Annotated in this window: 18 protein-coding genes and 2 pseudogenes; 9 read left to right on the top strand and 11 right to left on the bottom strand. The window is 66.1% G+C overall.

The window, feature by feature from the left end; all coding sequences use genetic code 11:
- Nucleotides 1-164: 164 nt before the first annotated feature.
- From ACTXG6_RS37115 to ACTXG6_RS37125, 3 genes are all read left to right on the top strand, one after another.
- On the top strand, nt 165-986 hold the full coding sequence (locus ACTXG6_RS37115; RefSeq protein ID WP_445190203.1) for a cupin domain-containing protein: 822 nt from the start codon (nt 165-167) through the stop codon (nt 984-986).
- A complete protein-coding gene (locus tag ACTXG6_RS37120; RefSeq protein ID WP_445183995.1) occupies nt 979-1,290 on the top strand; it encodes a Dabb family protein in 312 nt (103 codons plus the stop codon). Before ACTXG6_RS37115 ends, ACTXG6_RS37120 begins: the two co-directional genes overlap by 8 nt.
- A 727-nt stretch (nt 1,291-2,017) precedes the next feature.
- Nucleotides 2,018-3,187, top strand: a complete 1,170-nt coding sequence (locus ACTXG6_RS37125) for an IS110 family transposase (RefSeq protein WP_445183996.1) — start codon at nt 2,018-2,020, stop codon at nt 3,185-3,187.
- 143 nt (nt 3,188-3,330) lie between these two features.
- Here ACTXG6_RS37125 and ACTXG6_RS37130 read toward each other — a convergent pair whose 3' ends face one another.
- The 3 genes from ACTXG6_RS37130 to ACTXG6_RS37140 all read right to left on the bottom strand — a co-directional run bounded on the left by ACTXG6_RS37130 (nt 3,331) and on the right by ACTXG6_RS37140 (nt 4,477).
- The gene (locus tag ACTXG6_RS37130) at nt 3,331-3,759 is read right to left on the bottom strand and encodes an IS3 family transposase (RefSeq protein ID WP_445190204.1); all 429 of its coding nucleotides are present in this window, start codon (nt 3,757-3,759) and stop codon (nt 3,331-3,333) included.
- 14 nt (nt 3,760-3,773) lie between these two features.
- Nucleotides 3,774-4,052, bottom strand: a complete 279-nt coding sequence (locus ACTXG6_RS37135) for an IS3 family transposase (protein ID WP_445183997.1) — start codon at nt 4,050-4,052, stop codon at nt 3,774-3,776.
- 68 nt (nt 4,053-4,120) lie between these two features.
- Nucleotides 4,121-4,477 carry a transposase gene (locus ACTXG6_RS37140; protein WP_445183998.1) on the bottom strand — a complete coding sequence of 119 codons (357 nt, stop codon included), beginning with the start codon at nt 4,475-4,477 and terminating at the stop codon, nt 4,121-4,123.
- A gap of 337 nt (nt 4,478-4,814) precedes the next feature.
- Here ACTXG6_RS37140 and ACTXG6_RS37145 point away from each other — a divergent pair, with 337 nt between their 5' ends.
- Nucleotides 4,815-5,207, top strand: a complete 393-nt coding sequence (locus ACTXG6_RS37145; protein ID WP_445183999.1) for a hypothetical protein — start codon at nt 4,815-4,817, stop codon at nt 5,205-5,207.
- Between the two features lie 116 nt (nt 5,208-5,323).
- Here the strand turns inward: ACTXG6_RS37145 and ACTXG6_RS37150 are convergent, their stop codons facing one another.
- Both ACTXG6_RS37150 and ACTXG6_RS37155 read right to left on the bottom strand, forming a co-directional pair.
- Complete coding sequence (locus ACTXG6_RS37150; protein WP_445184000.1) at nt 5,324-5,770, bottom strand: DUF2127 domain-containing protein; 447 nt, start codon at nt 5,768-5,770, stop codon at nt 5,324-5,326.
- 582 nt (nt 5,771-6,352) lie between these two features.
- Nucleotides 6,353-7,558 carry an IS4 family transposase gene (locus ACTXG6_RS37155; RefSeq protein WP_445183392.1) on the bottom strand — a complete coding sequence of 402 codons (1,206 nt, stop codon included), beginning with the start codon at nt 7,556-7,558 and terminating at the stop codon, nt 6,353-6,355.
- Nucleotides 7,559-7,823: 265 nt separating this feature from the next.
- Here ACTXG6_RS37155 and ACTXG6_RS37160 point away from each other — a divergent pair, with 265 nt between their 5' ends.
- A complete protein-coding gene (locus ACTXG6_RS37160; protein ID WP_445183354.1) occupies nt 7,824-7,973 on the top strand; it encodes a lmo0937 family membrane protein in 150 nt (49 codons plus the stop codon).
- 240 nt (nt 7,974-8,213) lie between these two features.
- Here ACTXG6_RS37160 and ACTXG6_RS37165 read toward each other — a convergent pair whose 3' ends face one another.
- The 3 genes from ACTXG6_RS37165 to ACTXG6_RS37175 all read right to left on the bottom strand — a co-directional run bounded on the left by ACTXG6_RS37165 (nt 8,214) and on the right by ACTXG6_RS37175 (nt 11,754).
- Nucleotides 8,214-9,104: an MIP/aquaporin family protein gene (locus tag ACTXG6_RS37165; RefSeq protein ID WP_445184001.1), complete on the bottom strand. Its 891-nt coding sequence runs from the start codon at nt 9,102-9,104 to the stop codon at nt 8,214-8,216.
- A 12-nt stretch (nt 9,105-9,116) separates the two neighbouring features.
- Complete coding sequence (locus ACTXG6_RS37170; RefSeq protein WP_445184002.1) at nt 9,117-9,530, bottom strand: hypothetical protein; 414 nt, start codon at nt 9,528-9,530, stop codon at nt 9,117-9,119.
- 1,606 nt (nt 9,531-11,136) lie between these two features.
- Nucleotides 11,137-11,754 carry an FAD binding domain-containing protein gene (locus tag ACTXG6_RS37175; protein WP_445184003.1) on the bottom strand — a complete coding sequence of 206 codons (618 nt, stop codon included), beginning with the start codon at nt 11,752-11,754 and terminating at the stop codon, nt 11,137-11,139.
- A gap of 306 nt (nt 11,755-12,060) precedes the next feature.
- Here ACTXG6_RS37175 and ACTXG6_RS37180 point away from each other — a divergent pair, with 306 nt between their 5' ends.
- The 3 genes and pseudogenes from ACTXG6_RS37180 to ACTXG6_RS37190 all read left to right on the top strand — a co-directional run.
- Entirely contained in the window at nt 12,061-12,828 is a 768-nt protein-coding gene (locus tag ACTXG6_RS37180) for a VIT1/CCC1 transporter family protein (RefSeq protein WP_445184004.1), read from the top strand.
- 16 nt (nt 12,829-12,844) lie between these two features.
- Complete coding sequence (locus ACTXG6_RS37185; RefSeq protein ID WP_445184005.1) at nt 12,845-13,156, top strand: hypothetical protein; 312 nt, start codon at nt 12,845-12,847, stop codon at nt 13,154-13,156.
- 376 nt (nt 13,157-13,532) lie between these two features.
- Nucleotides 13,533-13,721, top strand: a pseudogene (locus tag ACTXG6_RS37190) (hypothetical protein); the annotation flags it as partial.
- A 166-nt stretch (nt 13,722-13,887) separates the two neighbouring features.
- On the opposite strand, the gene ACTXG6_RS37195 reads toward ACTXG6_RS37190, so the two are convergent.
- On the bottom strand, nt 13,888-15,093 hold the full coding sequence (locus ACTXG6_RS37195; RefSeq protein ID WP_445183424.1) for an ABC transporter permease: 1,206 nt from the start codon (nt 15,091-15,093) through the stop codon (nt 13,888-13,890).
- 403 nt (nt 15,094-15,496) lie between these two features.
- A pseudogene (locus tag ACTXG6_RS37200) lies at nt 15,497-16,692 on the bottom strand (IS3 family transposase); the annotation flags it as partial.
- A 121-nt stretch (nt 16,693-16,813) separates the two neighbouring features.
- Between ACTXG6_RS37200 and ACTXG6_RS37205 the strand changes: the two are divergent.
- Nucleotides 16,814-17,236, top strand: coding sequence for a hypothetical protein (locus tag ACTXG6_RS37205; protein ID WP_445184006.1), 423 nt, complete (start codon nt 16,814-16,816; stop codon nt 17,234-17,236).
- 139 nt (nt 17,237-17,375) lie between these two features.
- Here ACTXG6_RS37205 and ACTXG6_RS37210 read toward each other — a convergent pair whose 3' ends face one another.
- On the bottom strand, nt 17,376-17,918 hold the full coding sequence (locus ACTXG6_RS37210) for a TetR/AcrR family transcriptional regulator (RefSeq protein WP_445184007.1): 543 nt from the start codon (nt 17,916-17,918) through the stop codon (nt 17,376-17,378).
- Between the last annotated feature and the right edge of the window lie 71 nt (nt 17,919-17,989).

Genomic DNA, 17,989 nt, shown 5'->3' on the forward strand with positions numbered 1-17,989 from the left:
CGGTGTCCGCAGCGACGTCACCCCCACACGACCGCCACACCAGCGGTTCCGCCGCACACGGCCCCAGCGCCGTCGTCCGCCAGAACTGGGCAACGGCAGCCACACCCTGGCCGTTTGCCGATCATTCCATCGGATTCGACCGGCTCGCTCTACTCGGCCCCGAGGTGGGAACCACCCACACAGACCTCGGGATCGGCAGGCTGGCACCGGGCGGACGGATCCCCCCGCACGTGCGGTCATTCGAGCAGGCCATCTACCTGCTCGCCGGAGAGGTCGCCGTACAGCTCGAGGAACGCGCCTACCTGCTCCGCCCAGGCGACTTCGCCTTCATCCCAGTCGGCGCGCTGCGCGCGTTCGCCAACCGGGCCAGCGAGGAAGCACGGTGGCTCGATGTCGGTAGCCCCGTGTCGCTGCGGCTCGAGTCCGGTCGGCGGGACACCTTCTTCCCGACCGACGCGCCCGACAGAACGGCCGACGCGTCACCTCCAGACCTGGCCGATCCCACGCTCCGGCTGGTTGGTCACTACGAGGGAACCGACCCCGATCACCTGACCAAGGCCGTGACGAGCGCGGCCCGTGGTCGTGAATCGGCCGGGATGTACGCGGGACTGATCACCTACAGCGGCATCTCGGTGAAGATGCTGGTCGACCAGAACCGCGGCGCGCACCTGCTGACCATGTTCATGGTCGACTATGAAGTCGGCGGCGCCGCTCAGAACCACGAGCACCCGTTCGAGGAAGGCTACTTCTTCCTACAGGGAGAAACGGACTTCGAACTAGGCGGCCAGATCCACCACTTCCGCCCCGGTGACACCGCCTGGGCAGGCGTCGGCACCACCCACGCCTGCTACAACACCGAGGGCGGACGGGTCCGGTGGATCGAGACCCAGGCACCTGTACCGCCTCGGCAGCACAGCTATCGGTGGCCAACGGACTGGGAGCGATACGAAGCCGAACACTGCCAAGGAGGCGACAGGCATGCTTGACCATTACGTAGTCTTCCGCCCGGTCGAGGGCAGCGAAGCGGCGCTCGGCGAGGCATTGCGCGAGTTCGCCTCGGTCATCACCGGCTTGGCTTGCGTCCAAGACATCACCTGGGGCGAGAACACCAACGCCTCAGGACTCGGGCACGGCTTCACCCATGGCTGCTTCGTCCGCCTCACCAACGAGGAAGCGCTGCGCTCCGCGTACTGGAACCATCCCGCGCACCAGAAGCTGCTCGGCGAGCTCGAACGGCTACACACCGACCGCTTCGCGGTCGACTACCCGTCCACGGTCGAGCGGTCCTGAGACCAGGTCGCGGACCTGGGAGAGGCTATGGAAGCGCCGTAGAGCCCCGGCCTGCGCCGGCGACGAACTTGGCAGCTGAACTCGGAGATCGCGCGCCTACTTACGCCGTCGCTCACAGGCGAAGGTGCCTACGTGTTCATTACCGGCCGCCGACAGCCGGAGCTCGACGATGCAGTGGGGAGAGGCGTGCTGGTCGGCTTCAGCGGGGTCGACCGCCGCCGGGGCACAGCCATGTCGCCTCCCGGTCACGTCCCACCGAGTGGTGTAGCTCCGTTCGCGGGAGGTTCTGCGGTTTAGATCTGTGAGTGTCGTTGCGGTGCTCCTGGGTTGGAGTGCTTCAGGCTCGGTGGTGGCGATTTGGTGTGACTCGGTTTAGATCTGGCCGCTGCGGTGTGCCTTGGGCATGACCTGTCCGCCGGGTCGCCGGCACCGGCCTGGCCCACCAGGTTGGCCTGATCAGAAGCCTGTCCGCTCGATTGAGCTTCCCCGACTTGTATGTAGTCACCGGTTGGTTGGCGGGATGATCACTGGCCATAGCCTTCCGGAGGTGCCGGGTCGGGATCGCTCGTGAGCTTCCTGCCGCCCTTGAGGGGCTGGCTCCCCGGGGGTTTGTGGCCTGACCCGGCACCGGCCGCGGTCTGGCTCAACAGAGGTATGGGTTTCACAGGCTGAAAGTCGGAGTGCCGGCCGCGGCTTCCTTGTCGGTGATGGAGAGGAACGCGGTCTGATGGTCGTGATCGGAGTCGACCCGCACAAGTCCAGCCACACGGCGACAGCCCTGGATGCGGGCACCCATAAGACGCTGGAGACAGTGCGCGTCGAGGCGACGCTGGCGGAGTATCGGCGTTTGTTGAGCTGGGCGAAGCGGTTCACAGAACGCCGGTGGGCGGTGGAGAATGCCCGTGGGCTGGGCCGCCATCTTGCGCAGTGGCTGGTGGCGCGGGGCGAGACCGTGGCGGACGTACCGGCCACGGCAACCGCTCGGGTTCGGGAGCTGTCTCGGGGTGGCCGCCGCAAGAACGACACCCTCGACGCCGCGGCGGCGGCCTGTGTCGCCGCCCTGCACGGCGACGCGGCCCCGGTCGTGGCCGAGGACGCATCGACGGTGCTGGCAATGCTCGACGAGCGTCGCACCAACCTGACCCAGCAGCGCACCCGCACGGTCAACCAGCTGCATGCGGTGCTGCGTGAACTACTGCCCGGCGGGGCGTCCACCGACCTATCCGCGGATCAGGCGGCCGCGGCGCTCAGCCGGATCAGACCGGCATCGCGCGTGGAGCACGCTCGGAAAGACCTGGCCCGTGACCTGGTGGCCGACATCCGAGCTCTCGACGCCCGCCTCAAAGCCAACAAACAACACATGCAAACGTCGGTCGCGGAGTCCGAAACCAGCCTGACCGCGATCATCGGCGTCGGCCCCGTCGTGGCGACACGGCTGCTCGGCCGCACCGCACGCGCATCGCGGTTCCCCACCGCCAGTACCTTCGCCGCATATACAGGCGTCGCGCCGATCGAGATCGCCAGCGGCGACAAGGCACGGCATCGGTTGTCACGCCAAGGCGACCGCAAGCTCAACAACGCGCTCCACACGATCGCCCTGACCCAGGTGCGCATGCCCGGCACCCGCGGACGTCTCTACTACGACCGCAAGATCGCCGAAGGCAAGACCCACAACGAGGCCATGCGCGCCCTGAAACGGCGCCTGGCCGACCACGTCTGGCATGTCATGCTCGCCGACGAACGCCGACAAACACAAGCGGCAGGCCCGGGAGGACACCCGGGGGCGACTCTGACATCCAGCGCGGCTGACTCGACCCCTACCGCCAGCTCTTCGGAAAAGTCACTTCCCGGACCCACCGAGGACGACCTTACCCACCCCGACGAATCCGGAAGTTGACAAACACAGAGGAACCCCCGAGGCACGGACCCCTCCGGTGTGGGGTCAGCGTTCCTGGTCTGACCGGGTGCGGAGGGTCTCGAAGGTGATCGGGCTGTGCATTCCGATGCTGGAATGGCGCCTGTTGGGATTGTACCAGCACTCTATCCATTCGATACCGCGTTGGCAAGCTCGTCGCGCGCCTGCCACTGTTTCGAGTCGAGTAGTTCCAGTTGCATCGTTCCCCAGAACGATTCCATCATCGCATTATCGTAACAATCGCCGATCGTGCCCATTGAGGCGAGCAGTCCGGCCTCGCGGAGCCATTTCCCGAAGGCCCATGAGGTGAATTGGGAGCCGTGGTCGGAGTGCAGCACGGTCTGACCGTCGGCGCCTTCCTTTGCGGGTCGTCGGCGGATGATGGCCATGCCGAGCGCGTCGGTGACGAATTCGGTGCGCATGTGGTCGGCGATGGACCAGCCGACGATCACTCTGGAGTAGGCGTCGAGTACCGCGGCGCAGTAGATTTTCTCTTCTTCGGTGTGGTGTTCGGTAATGTCGGTTACCCATAGGCAGTTCGGTTCGTCGGCGATGAACTGGCGGTTGACTAGGTCGGTGCTGCCTGGGCGTCGGGGTCGGGGACGGTGCCGTGGCGTCGTCGCCGGTAGAGGCCCTGGATGCCGGCCTCGCGCATCAGTCGGGCGACCCGCTTGAGGTTCACCGGCAGTCCGAGACCGATCGTCAACTCGGCGTGCACGCGCGGTGATCCGTAGGTTCCGCGGGACTCGTGGTGAATCTGGCGGATCTGTTTGAGCAGCAACTCGTTCTCCTGGACACGAGGCGAATCGAGACGACCGATCCAGTCGTAGTAGCCGGATCTCGACACATTGAGCACCCTGCAGGTCACCGCGACATCAATGTTGTCGTCGGCGAGTTCACGGACCAGCGGGAATACTACTTTGGGAGAACATTCTCCCGGGCAAAGTACGCGGCCGCACGCTTGAGGATCTCAACCTCGACTTCCAGACGGCGCTTATCCCGGCGAAGCTCGGCGAGCTCCTTCTTCTCGGCGCTCGTCAGCTGTGTCGCGCTACCTGATTCGTCGATCTCGGCTTGGGTCACCCAGTTCCGCAGGCACGACTCGGAAATACGCAGATCCTTCGCCAACTCAACGAATGACTTGGACCGCTCACGGGCCAACTCGATGGCACGACGACGGAACTCGGGAGGGTGAGGAGGCGGCACGACAACATCCTTCCTGGTGGCCGTAGCCACCTCAGGTCGGGTGTCCGTACTCAGGGGGAAGCTCAACCACAACACCGACATCCACCACGCCTAGCCAGTCACAGAGACAACTGCGCAGGAACGGCCTCGAGCACAGCAATCTCGGCTACCAGGTGATGCAGTTCCTGGTAGCCGAGGTTTGCAGCTCATGATCTGAATAGCGAGCGGCCGGTCGTACCAACCTCCGGAGGTCTCGGTCTCGAGCTCTGCTCGGCTAACGAGGTAAGCCGGTTGACGCCTGCGACGGGTGCCGGTTTCATCACTTCTGCCTCAGAGGTAACACGACGCTAACCAGGTGCGACATCCATCACATGACCATCCGCACGTACCGCGGCGACGTGACCCCGTGACTTGGTGCTGGCGGATGTCGCCCCTCGTCGTCGTAGCATTGGTTGCGCTGCGGGCCAGGTGGCTGGCCGGTCTGGTCACCAGCTCCGCGCGCCGTAACGCCGCGCCCGCGTGGGCGCTGAGCTTGCTGCGGGGAAGCGGTACCGGGGTCTCGCAATTCTTCGTATGGGTCTACGTCGTACTCGGTGTGATCCTCGTCCTCACCGTGATCTCAGGCATCCTGAACTGGGTTATCGGGGAGATCAACCTCCAGCGCGAGTGCTACCGGCCGCTCCGAGATGTCCGGGCACAGCCCGCGCAGCCGAACTGGGCCGGCCCGACCAGAACGCGTTGGACGATCAGTGAACCGGGTACTCACGCCCCGGGGTCGGCCCGCCGGCCCGGAGACGCGACAACTGGACGGCGCTAGCCGTCGCGAACCACAAGCGGGTCCTGCCCGCATCAAGACAGTCTGAGCACCATCTACCCATCGCTCTGGTCGAAGCCCGAGCCACACTACGAAAGCCGGTCAGGAAGCTGCTCCCATCATGGTTGCGGCCGCCGGCGGTAATCGTGGCGCCGGACGAGTCGCAGAGCGAGGTAACCGACGATCACAATGTTGAGCACCAGAGCGCAGACCTTGAGCAGGCTTGGCTTGCTCAACAACTCCTGGACCTCCGGGATGAACAACAGCGCGGTGGACACCACCGTCAGGTACTCCCCCCACTCCCGTCGCCGCAACAGGCCGTAGGCCTCAGCAGCTTCCAACAATCCGTAACCGATCGCGATCCCGCCATCCCGCTGAGCCTTCCGCGGTCCAAATCCGGCTAGCTTCGAGATCAGTCGCCCGGTGACGTTCTGGCTGGGATCCAACCCGGCCCGCTCGGCGACCCGACGCGCAAGATCGGCCCAGTCCGCGTGGGCATGAGTCAACAGGATGAGACCGAGACCGACCAGCACCACAGCCCGCAGCGCCCGCTCGGCCGCGAGCACCGGAAGCAACCGGCTCTGATCCCTCCCCCCACCTCGCCCAGATTCCCCCCTCGGCGCATTACTCTCTGATCGAGTCACCATCCGGACTCCTTCGATCACTGGACACAGCAGTCGGCGCCGGAGGGGTGCGGTGGGGCCGTAGCGAATCAGCCCCTCTGCCACCCATCACGCGCAACCGGGGCGCCCACAGGGGTGGACGGGACGGAGCTTCTCAGAGAAGCGACTCCCTGTCAGGATCGGACACGCCTGGGGGACTCAGATGCCGGTCGAGCAGGAGTAGGAGCCCAGCATGTGCGAAGACTTGGTTCTGCCATCCCCGCCGTGGGGAACCGCCGCCGTCTCCGCCCGCCCCAGTTGAGGACCGGACCAAGGTCCAATACCGTTCAGTTACGGTTTTGGATGAGGTAGTTCGGTGAGTGCTGGGGGCCGGGCCAGGCACCGTGGTGGGCACGTTTGACGTGCCACTTGGGCATCTTTCGCTTGATGACCCTGGGTGCCGCCCGCAGTCGGCGGGCGGGGTTGAGCCGCCGAGCGAGTCGGCGCAGCGCGGTGCCCCAGACGTGGTTGGTGGCCTGGACGTTGTCAGGGGGGAAAGCGCCCGCGAGGGGCGACAGACTGGCGGGCGATGCGCAGGGCTGCGACGAAGCTGACCCGGTCGGGGTCGCGCCCGCTGTGCTTCGCGGTGTCGGTCATCAGGGTGCGGATCGCGTAGTGGCAGCACAGGTGCCCCCAGATCTCCTGCTGCACCAGGTCGGGTGACTTTGAGCGCAGCACGGTGCGGGGTCCGCGTTGGTGGGTCTTGAGCTCGTCGAGGATGAGTTCGATCTCCCATCGCTGGTTGTAGGCGGCGGCGAGGTCAACGGCGGAGACCTCGCCGGGGTCCAGCAGCGTGGTGAACAGTCGATAGCTGGTGTCGTTGCCTCGGCCGTCGTCGACCGTGTAGTCCACCGCCCGAACCAGCATCGGCTCGCTCTCACGGTCCGTACTCTTGCGCAGCATCGCCAGCCAGGAGCCGTCGTCGAGGTCACGCACGTGCTTGGCCTTGGGTCCGAAGGCATCGGTTCGGATCCGCCAGAGCAGGTCCGCGCCGGTCCCAGAGGCCTGGCGCCACAAGCCGTAGGAGAAGAAGCCACGATCGGCGAGCAGCAGCATCCCGGGCTCCAGCCGAGGCAGCAGCCGCTCGGTCAGGGTGGCCTCGGACTCGGAGTAGACGCCGATCTCGGCGGCGAACACCGCATGCGTGCCGCACTCGGCCAACGCCACGATCCTGGCCTGCGGAAACGCTGCCTGCTCGCCCTTGCTCACCCCGGGCCGGCCGAAAAACTTCGCGTTCTCGACGGTGTCCGCTACGTCCAGGCAGGTTCCGTCGATGGCGACCATCCGACGCCCAGCCAGCCATGACCCGGCCATCATCGGGGTCGCGAGAGGCTCGGCGACCCGAGCAAACAACGCCGCCATCGGCTCCGGACCGAGGCGCTGCCGGGCCTGAAAGATCGCCGACTTCGACGGCGGGTTGTAGCTGGCCTCCCATCCCGACGCCCACGCCAGCCCATCGGTCAGCTGACTGAGCACGTCCTCATACGAGCCCTCGGAGTACAGCGCCATCCCAATCGCGAAGTACGCCATCACTCGCGCCGGCAACGTGCGATTGCGCTGCTCGGTGCGGCCAGCCTCGGCGATTACCTCATCGACCAACTCCGGTGGAAACACCCGGGTCAGCACCCCCACCGAGACCAAATCCGACAAGCGACGATCCGAGACGGGCTTCTTCCACCCAGCACGAGGCACATCAGCAAACTACACCGATGTAAGCCTAACTGAACGGTATTGGACCAAGGTCGGCTCCTTGTCTGTGGTCCGAGCACTCGATTGCACGTTCGCACCTAGTGTTCACCTAGAGTTGGCAGCGGTTCGCGCGCGAACGCCCGAGGCTGCGCCCGACTGTTCGGCGTGTCAACACGGTGCTCAAATATTTTCGTCCGCGAGGCGGTTAACGATGTTCTGTCACGGGAAGGAGTGAATGTCACCGCCCTTCGCAGAATGGAGCCCACCGATGTTGCTTGGCCTCGCCGGTTTGTTACTTGTCCTGTGGCTGCTCGGATTCTTCGTGTTCCATCTCGGGGCCGTCGTCCACGCCGCCATCGTGATCGCAGTCATCGTCGCAGTCGTGCATTTCGTGCGCGGGCGCGGCGCACGGGTCTGAACCGACAAAAGTCACCGTCCCGGTGACCCGTTTTCTGCCACCGGGATGGTGACCCTGGTAGTGATCCAGATCGGGAGTCGATGGGTCAGGTCAGTGCTCCCGGAACCTGATCGCCCGCTGCCGCGGCAGCAAGGACGTCGGCGTCGGCGCCCTACCGACCGATGACCCAACATCGCCAGATCGTTCAGTTTTGCTGAACGCTGGACGCAGTGCTGGTGTCCGGTATGCGCGGGTGAATGGTTAGCGGCGGTGTCTATCGGGGCCTGGGCTGTTACCGGGGTCGGGCAGCCTGCCCCGCGCGGCTTGGGTGCCGCCGGGGTCGCCGCCCGGACCGCGCAGGATGTAGCTGGCGGCGACGGCGGCGACCGCGCCGAGCGGTGGGGCGGTGAGATAGATCCACAGGTCGTGCAGGTCAGAGCCGATGAGGGCGGGTGCGAGTGAGCGGGCTGGGTTCATCGAAGCCCCGCTGACGGGGCTGGACCATAGGCCAGCAAGTGCGATGTAGGCGGCAACTCCGAACGCGGACAGCGGGCCGATGTTCTGGGCACTGGAGGCGGTACCCAAGATTGTGCTGACCAGCCCGAGACTGAGGATTGTTTCGACGACGAAGGCCTGCGTGGCGCTGAATCCGGCTCCGGGCAGGGTCGCCCCCAGGTGAGCCAGATCGCCGAACGTCATTCTCAACACCATGCTCGCCAGCAGCGCACCAGCGAGTTGCGCCCCAAGGTAGCCCGGTACCCGGAGCCAGCCGAAGTCGCCTCGTAGCGCGAATGCGATGCTCACGATGGGATTGAGATGCGCGCCGGACACCGCGCCCATGAACAAGATGATCGCCAGGACCATCAATCCCGGCGACGTCACCTCCGCCACGCGGCCGATCTGACCGTGCGTGGCGGCGTCCAGGACCGGTGCGCCTGAGCCGACCAGTACCAGCAGAAAGGTGCCGAACAGCTCGCTGAACAGCCGCCGCCACTCATAACGAAGGTCGGCGAAGTCGCGGGCCCAGACCGGCGCACGTTCCAGTAGCCCGACGAGCTGCTCGCGGTGGCGGGCGTTCACGATGGCTTGGATGCGGTCGGGGTCGGCGTGCGGCGACGTGCGGGTCTGGTCTGGCTTCTCGTCTGGGCTCATCACCGCCGCCGGCTATGCACTGACGGCTGGTGGGTCCACGAGCCGACAGGGGATTTCGGCGTCCTCGTCGAGGTGGTAGCTGGCGCACACTCGGTGATAGCCGTCCGCGATCTGCAACGCTCGATCGGGCCGCAGCTCACCACGGACCAGCAGCACCGGCGACAGCGGCGTGCCCTTGGAGACTTTCTTTAGATCCTTCGCGACTTCGGGATCATCCGCCGGAAGTAGCGGAAGCCGCGCCGCGCGAAGAATGTCTTTCGCAGCCTGGTGCACCAGCGGCGCCTGCGACAGCAGACTCGACAGCGACTCGGCCAATGCGGGTGCGGCTATCAACCGCAAAAACGACGCCGCGGCGGGATAGTCATGCTCGGCCGGAGCGTCAGCCCAGCTCAGGGTCGGTTGCGTGGACTCCGATTTTTTTCCCATTCATGATGGTGACACGGTCCGACTCTCACCGCTGTCGATGTCCGCAACGAACCTCGCCATCCAACGAGCATGGTCCACTGAGCACCGTTTTGCGGATCCTCATCCGTACACCTGGCCCGGTGCCGGGGTGACACCGGCCCGAGAGTGGTCACTGTCGCCTCTTGCCCGCCGCCACCCGCGGTCACCCTCCGCCTCCAAGAGCCGGCAGACGAGTCGAACGTGTGCGGTCGGCTGCGCCGCTTCGGTCCCGCCCACCTGCACGACGTCGCACAGATCGAGCAGTTAGTACTGGACGACCTCCGCCACTAGCGCGGTACCCACCTCGAACACGACAACCTCGCACAGTTCGTGACCATCGCCGCCGTCCGCCTACTGGGGTCCCAGCCATCCGACACACCGCGCCACCCGACCGGGACCACACGGCCATCTCACTGAGAGCAACCTGGGAGACATCAAGTCACCCGGTCGATACGTTGGGTCTCGGATTGGTGACGGCGAGGTTACGAGAAGGCAAGGCTCCCCAAGTCCGTCGGTCCCCCGAACCGACCGCCACCCTCGCCGCACGGTCCGGAGGGTAGGACCATGTCACGGCATCGCTATCGGGTCGAACCTCATGCCGAGGTCGACCTGTTCGACGCTCTCGTTCCCGAACCGCGCTCAGCCACATCGCCACCCGACCGAGCACGCCCCGCACGCCCCGAGTGGGCGGAGTCCTCAGACTGGCCGTTGCTGCCGAGCCCCCGCATCTCCCAGTCAGGGCCGATGTCCGTGGTAGCCCCGGTCCTAGAGGTCCCCGCACCCCGATTACCCGAGCCGGGCTCACATTGGGGCCCCGACGCGCACACGGCTACGCAGCCGGATCCCGCACCAGATGACGTCGTCGACGCCGCGCATGCCCCGGACACCGTCCAGGACTGGCACACATCGACGACCCCCGACCAGGGCTTGGAGCGCGATACGTTCGACTGGGCTCCCTGGGACGGCGCGCAGGATGAGGCGCCCGTCCAGAACTCCCGGTACGCCCAGACAGGCGAGCCATCAACCGCCACGGGCTGGGGCCCCAGCACGAACGTCCAGCCGGTCGCCGAGCCCCTCCCCGCCCTGCCGCCGGTGGAGGACGACCGACCGAGCCACACGTCGACATGGTCCGCCGACCTTGAGCCCAGCACCCCAGCGGCCTACGACACCCCGCCACCAACGGACAGCTTGACGCAGTCACAGAGCGCGCAGCTACCCACCGCGCCCGGCACCGCGCCCGTCGTTACGCCGACCGGCAATGTTGAGCCCACCACGGCGTTGCGCCCGGTTGACGAGATCCGGCACGACGACGTCACCGATCCCACTGAACTACTCCACCTCCACACGACCGGCCCAGCACGGTCTACCCAGCATTCAACACGGGCCGGCACCCACCAGGCGCCCGCCGCGAGAGCGGGGACGCTGGCGCTGGTCACCTGCACCGTCCTCGGGCTCGTCGTAGGGGCCGGGGCCACGGTCGCCGTCGGTAAGACGTTCTGGTCCAACCCCGATCGGGGAGCGAGCCCCGCGCAGGTCGGCGCGGCCCCGCCAAGGGCGGCACCCGCTTCTACCTGCCCACCGTGCAGCGCTACGCCATCGTCGAGGACTCCGGAGCCAGCCCGGCACCGTCCGGCCAGGACGGGCACCTCGACATGTGGGTCGACGGCCAAGGTGGCAGCAAGTCCCCCAGCGACAGCTGCGTGGGCAAGATCACCGGTACTGGCATCCCCGCAATCATGAACCCGCCACCCGGCAAACCCGCCTCGATCGGAGCAGTGCCCTCGGCAGCGGATAGGGCGGCGTCCGCCGGGCCAGCGCCGGATGCGAGCGCCTGTTCGGTCGCGGTGGCTCGCAGAGGGGTCTCGCCCATGTTGGCCAGCGCCACCCGCCCGTCGACGACGGCGACCGCGACGATCGCCCAGTCGTTGGCGCGGTTGATGAACTTCTCATAGCCCCAGCCCGCGCTGCCGACGCGCGGCACCCTGACCTCGACGAGTATCTCGTCCTCGCCCACCGCCGTCTGAAAGTAGCCGCGGAAGAAGTCACCGGCGTCGATGCGTCTTTCCCCCGAGGGACCCTGCACGATAAAGGTGGCCCCGAGCGCCAAGACGGCGCAGGGCAGGTCGGCGGCCGGGTCAGCGTGCTCTGTGCCCGTCGTCTGGGCATCGGCGGACGGGGCCGGCGGTAGGGTTCCGGCAAGGAACACCTGGTCGGCCCATTGAGAATGTCCGAACCGGTGCGGAAAAGTGGTCGGGCTACGCGATGTGGTGTCACCACACCGGCCCAGGCACCAGAATCCTCAAGGACTGACATGCTCATCATGGTCTTACTCGCTCTCGGGTTCGCGCTCATCTTCAGCAACTGACTTAACCTCCGACGATCCGGGACCACCCCCGGCTAGCCCGCTCGAAGCGACGGCAGACCGCGACGTGCGGGAACCGTCCAGGCCAGAGAAGGCCAGGGCAGCCTCCACTCCCTAGACGCGCCCACTCTGGAGCGTTTCAGTGGTGGCATGACTGCAGAGGATGGAGCCGAGCCGTCCCCCGACCAGATCCAGGCTGCGGCGGAGAATCAGCCGACGCACTCCGGCGAACCACACGCCGGCGGCGGGTTGGGACGATTGAACTGGCTGCGCGCCGGTGTGCTCGGAGCCAACGACGGGATCGTGTCCGTCGCCGGCATCGTGGTCGGGGTGGCCGGGGCCACCGCCGCCAGCGGGCCGATCTTCACCGCGGGGCTGGCTGGGCTGGTGGCCGGGGCCGTGTCGATGTCGTTGGGCGAGTACGTGTCGGTGAGCAGCCAACGCGACAGCGAGACCGCCGAGCTGGCGCAAGAGAAACAGGAGCTCGCCGAAATGCCCACAGCGGAGCTAGCCGAGCTGACCGCCCTCTACGAGGCCAAAGGCCTATCGGCAGCTACCGCGCGCACCGTCGCGGCCGAACTCACCGCCCACGATGCGCTCGCCGCGCATCTGGACGCCGAATTGCATCTAGACCCCGCCGACCTGGCCAATCCCGTCCAAGCAGCGGCCGCGTCCGCACTGTCGTTCACCATCGGCGCGCTGCTACCGCTGCTGGCGATCCTGCTTCCCCCGCCGGGCTGGCGGGTACCGATCACCTTCGTGGCGGTCCTGATCGCACTCGGAATCGCCGGGGCCCTCAGCGCCCGCATCGGGGGCAGCAACGTACACCGCGCCGTGGCCCGCGTCGTCATCGGCGGAGCCATCGGACTCGCCTTCACCTACGGCATCGGTCACCTCTTCGGCACCGCGATCGGGTAACCGCACCGCGGATTCGATGGAGGTCGTCCGCGCACACCTGGAGCGCATCGCGGCGGTCGGTGACCGGGTCCACGCGATCGTGACCCTGTTTGGCCGACCAAGCGCTCGCCGCTCCAGCGGTGGTGAGTCTCCGGCGACCGCCAGCGGCATTTCACCGATCGGCCACGGCAGCGATACGATCTTCGTGCGCGGTCTGCCTGACGGGATGGTCCAGGCCCAGCTACGCCAGATCATCGCCCTGCTCGCGCACCAGTTTCCCGACCACGATCCCGGGAAAGCCGCGGACATCGCCGTCGACACCTTGCTCAGCGGAATGGGCCGGAGCTGACCGGCGGCCCAGGGCGGAAGCGACCAGCGTTCGAACATGGGGCGCTGAATGTGGGCGGTCACGAGAGCACGTCTCGGATTTCTCACAGTAATGAAGAACGCATGAGTGTTCTTTCTAAGATGACGACATGCCGGACACGGCATCTTGGCCTGGTCGTCGCCACAAGAGCACCGGTTTCCCCCGAAGTGCCAGGAAGACCCTAGTAAAATCGACGATGGGATCGCCACGGTTACCACGGTGCGGGAGGGATACCAAAGGGTGCGACCCTCCCGCCGCGCGGGGATCAGATTTCGCTACCTTCTTGATCGTCCGGTCCGTACGGGTCTGGGCATCCAGAGGCACCGGATGGCCTTCACAACTGTTCATCCGGCGCGCCGAGAACGCCTCCGGACACGGCATCGGTCTGGCCCTGGCGCGCAGCGTGGCCGAAGCCGAGGGCGGCCGGCTGCGACTCAGCCAACCGATGCCACCGACCTTCACCCTATTAATCCCTACCGCCGCGACCGACCACCCGGAGCCGGACTCGGCGAACGACCAGTCAGAGCCCAACGCCGTAACGTCTTGAATCAACATCACGATCTTGGTCACCAACAGTCGGACCTTGCCACGAATTGCTGTGGTTTACGGACTCCTGACGGACTGGCTGACGATCATCGGCGGCGCAGCCTACGCTGCTAGCTTCCAGACCCAGACAAGATCACGAGTTGCGAGCCGCAGCAGGAGGGTTGATCTCATTGGAAGCGGAGTGCTTCGACGGGTTGGAGTCGTGCTGCTCGTAGTGCCGGGTAGCCGCCTGCGACGAGGCCGATGACGATGCTGACGACGAAGGCGATTGCGACCGCTGTGGGGTTGACGTCGGGGGTGCCATATTTGGGGGCGATGCGCGGCACGAGTTGCGCGGCGGCGAGGGTACAGCCGACGCCGCAGCCGACGCCGGCGAGTCCGCCGAGCCCGGCGAGCACGATGGCTTCGGTCAGGAACTGTTTCATGATCGCGGCCGATCGGGCGCCGATAGCTTTGCGGATGCCGATTTCGCGGGTTCGCTCGGTGACCGATACGAGCATTATGTTGGCGACCCCGAGTCCGCCAACGACTAGCGAGATCGCGGCGATCGCCACAATGAATATGCTGATGAAGCCCAGGGTGTCATTCATTTTGTCGAGTCGGTCTTGCATGTTCTTGACTCGATAGTCGCGTTTGGAGGGATCCTTGATTAGATGGCTTACGTCGAGAGCGGGGACTATCTCGTTCATTGCGGGCATCACTCGAGCAGGGCTGGCGGCTTTGACGATGATTTGGAAGAGTTTGTTACCGCCGCCGAGAAAGGAGCGGGCCGCTTTGAGCGGCACCACCGCTGTATCTTGATTCTGCCCGGAGGAGACGAGGACGCCGGTCACGGCAAAGTTCTCCCGGCCCACGCGGACCTGCGCTCCGATAGGCGAGCGCCCGGTCGCGCCGAAAAGCGCGGCGGCGACGTCGGGGCCAAGAACGACCACCCGCTGGTCGCTCTGTTGATCGCTGAACATCTCGCCGGCGGCCAACTGCTGGTCGGTGATGGTGAGATAGTCGCTGGCTGATCCGGTGACCGCCACTTGATACTTGCTTTGCCCGTACGTTGCCATCGCCGGGCCGGTGACCACCGGGGTGACGCTAGCGAGGTCCCGCGCTCGGGACAGGTCTCGCAGCGCCTTCACGTCGAGATCGGTGAGGTCGTGAGTCTGACCGCCGAGCACGCTTCCGTCGATTCTTTCCACGGTGATCTGGCTGGCCATGGGCGCATAGGCGGCCGCATAGCCGGCCTTGAGGCCATCGCCCAAACCAACGAGAACGATCACCGCGGTGACGCCGATGATGATGCCAAGCGTCGTGAGAACGGAACGTAGTTTGTGCGCGCGCAACGATCGCGCGGCGACAACGCAGGTTTCAGTGATATTCATCAGGTGACCAGGTCGCCGGTCTCGATCGTCAATATGACGTTCTTAAGTGCCCGATAGGGCAGTGTGATCCATCGGTAGAGGCTGGTGGCGTGCTCCACTTCGATCATCCGCTCCTCGCATTCAGTGCTGTCGCCGATGCGAGGCGGTGACGGCTCTCGAATCGACCCGAGAGCACTGCGCGAAACCGCCCAGCCGCAGGCCGGTCAAGGTAGCCACCGCCGGGGTGGGCGAGCAAGGGGCGAAGGCTAGTTCTCAGTTGATCTGAGGTTCAACACGGCCGGGGTCACCTCCGGCACTGGTCTGGAACTGCAACGCGGACGAGCCGGCCTGTAAGCCGGACTCAGATCGGTCCCGACTAGGATCGTTGAATCGCCCGGGGTGTCCGGAGACTCGTTGTTCTGAGTCATCCGGCCTCGGCGAGGTCGGAGTTGTGAAGACGGTAGTAGGCCTGTTCGAGTTCAACGGGCGGAAGGTCTCCGTTGGCTTCGAGCAGGCGGTCGTTGTTGAACCAGTGCACGTAGTGCAGGTTGCGGCTTCGACCTCGTCGACAGTGCGCCAGGGCCCCGCAAGGCTTGATCAGCTCGGTCTTGAACAGCCCGATCACGCTCTCGGCCAGTGCATTGGCGTTGGCACCGCCCACTGACCCCACCGAAGCATCAATACCGGCCTCGGCCAGGCGCTCGGTGAACGCGATCGCGGCGTACTGAGCTGCCGGCGTCGTTGTGATGGATCAGTCCGGCCAGATCAGCGGCGCCGCCACGGAGTCGGGTCCAGACGGCCTGTTCCAGCGCGTCGAGCATCAGCACGGTGTTCGTCGAAGTGGCCGTGCGCCAGCCAAGGATCCGGCGAGCGTAGGCGTCAATGACGAACGCGACGTAGGCCATCCCGGCCCAGGTCGGGACATAGGAGAAGTCCGCCGCCCATAGCCGGTGGGGTGCTAGTGGCGTGAACACCCGATTGACCAGGTCCGGCGGTCGAGTCGCAGCCGGATTCGGTGTCGTGGTGCGGACCTGCCGTCCCCGCCGCGCACCTTGTAATCCCAGCTCACGCGTCAGACGTTCAACGGTGCAGCGGGCCACCGGGGTGCCCTCCCGGTTGAGCGCGAGCCATACTTTCCTGGCCCCGTAGACGCCGTGGTTGTCCCGGTGAACCACGCTGATGTGCTTCATGAGTCGCTGGTCCCGTTCGTCTTGAGCACTCGCAGCGCGAGCCCGGGCGTCGTGTAGGTCGATGGGGAAATCGAGGCGCCGTGCTCGGACAGCAACGCGCAGATCGACTCGACACCCCAGCGCAGGCCGTCGTCCACGCGACGGCCGGCGTGCTCGTCGATGAACTTCACGAGGGTCGCGGTGGCCAGTCGAGCTCGGCCGCGAAGAAAACCGAAGCGGCCTTGAGGATCTCATTGGCCCGCCGCCACTCCGCGACCTCACGCTTGAGGCGATTGATCTCGGCGTGCTCCTCGCTGCTCACCCCGACCCGCTGCCCAGTGTCGACCTCTGCCTGACGCACCCAGATCCGCAAAGTCTCCGCGCAACCGATACCCAACTTGGCGGCCAACGCCTCGATCGCCGACCACTGCGAGTCATAGCCCCCGGTCAACCCGAGACAAGACGGCGGCCAATTCCAATGCCCTGGCCAACCAAGCCGTCGTTGACAGGCCACATCCGCCCAGCCACATCCACCAGTCGCAAACCAACCACGGCTCCCGTCGCCACACCTCGTGGCCACGGCCACCCCGACACGTGGCCGGCAAGCCGCCAGCCTTGCCGCAACCACCGAGCCCGACCCAGCTACGGAGGCAATTGAACTGCGCCGCGCTGCAGTCGCCGCGCAGGTAGAGTCCCTGCGACGCTCGGCCGAGGCGATCGGCCGCGACCTCACCGAGTTCGAGATCTCGGTGACCCCGGTCGAACAACTCACCAACCAGATCGTCACCGACTGCGCCGCCCTCGGCCTACACCGCCTCGTCGTAGCACCCCCGAGAGGCGAATTCTGGCGAGCCGGCTGGTCGTACGCCGACTACGCGAACTTCATCCACCGCAAACGCCCCCGCCCAGATCGGAGCCGCCGAAATACCAGACGCCCCATGAGCGCAACGATGACAGTCGAGATCGGTCAGGGCGAATCTGCCTTCGGCGTCTGAGCGACGATGGCGAGCTCGACTCGGTCGTTGTGGGATCGAAACCGACCGCGGCCCGTGGGTGCAGGCGCCCGGCCGTCGGTCAGGCATCGCCGGTGGTCGTTGTCGGCCGCGAGCACGTCCCCAGCGGGCGCACGTCATGTCAGGCGGCGATCAGTTGTGGACTGTTCCGGTGGACATTGTGGCCTGCACCCCGCAACAGGACGTCGACGGCGATGTCAGCGGCGTGGACGGGATCGTAGTCGCGGAACTGTCGGGCGAGCATGCCCACGATCTGTTTGAGCAGGGCCTCGGCAATCCTATCGGGCAGATCAGCCTGGATGAGTCCTTCATCTATGGCCCGCCGCAGGAAGGCAGCAATTCGTTCATGCTGCCCGAGCCGCCGGCTGCATGGCTCGGCGTCGGAATGCGCCTGGTCCAGGTCGATCGGGTAGCGACGGGCCACCGCGATGACGCCCTCCATGAACCGGTGCAGAGCCACACCGACCGGTGCGCTATCCAGTCGGGCGTCGTCGAGCACCGCGTCGACCGCGTCGAGTTTGGTGTGCAGCACGGCGTCGCGCAGTGCTTCCCGACTCGCGAAGCGGCGGTAGACCGTGCGCCGGTCGACCCCGGCCGCAGCGGCGATCGTGGCGATGCTCGTGCCCGGGTCCTCGGCGAGCAGCCGAGCCCCGGTCCGCAACACCGCGTCGATGTTCCGTTCAGCATCCGCTCTCATAGCATTCAGGGTACTCTTTGTGACACTTGCATGCGCTT

Source organism: Pseudonocardia sp. Cha107L01 (assembly GCF_052566575.1).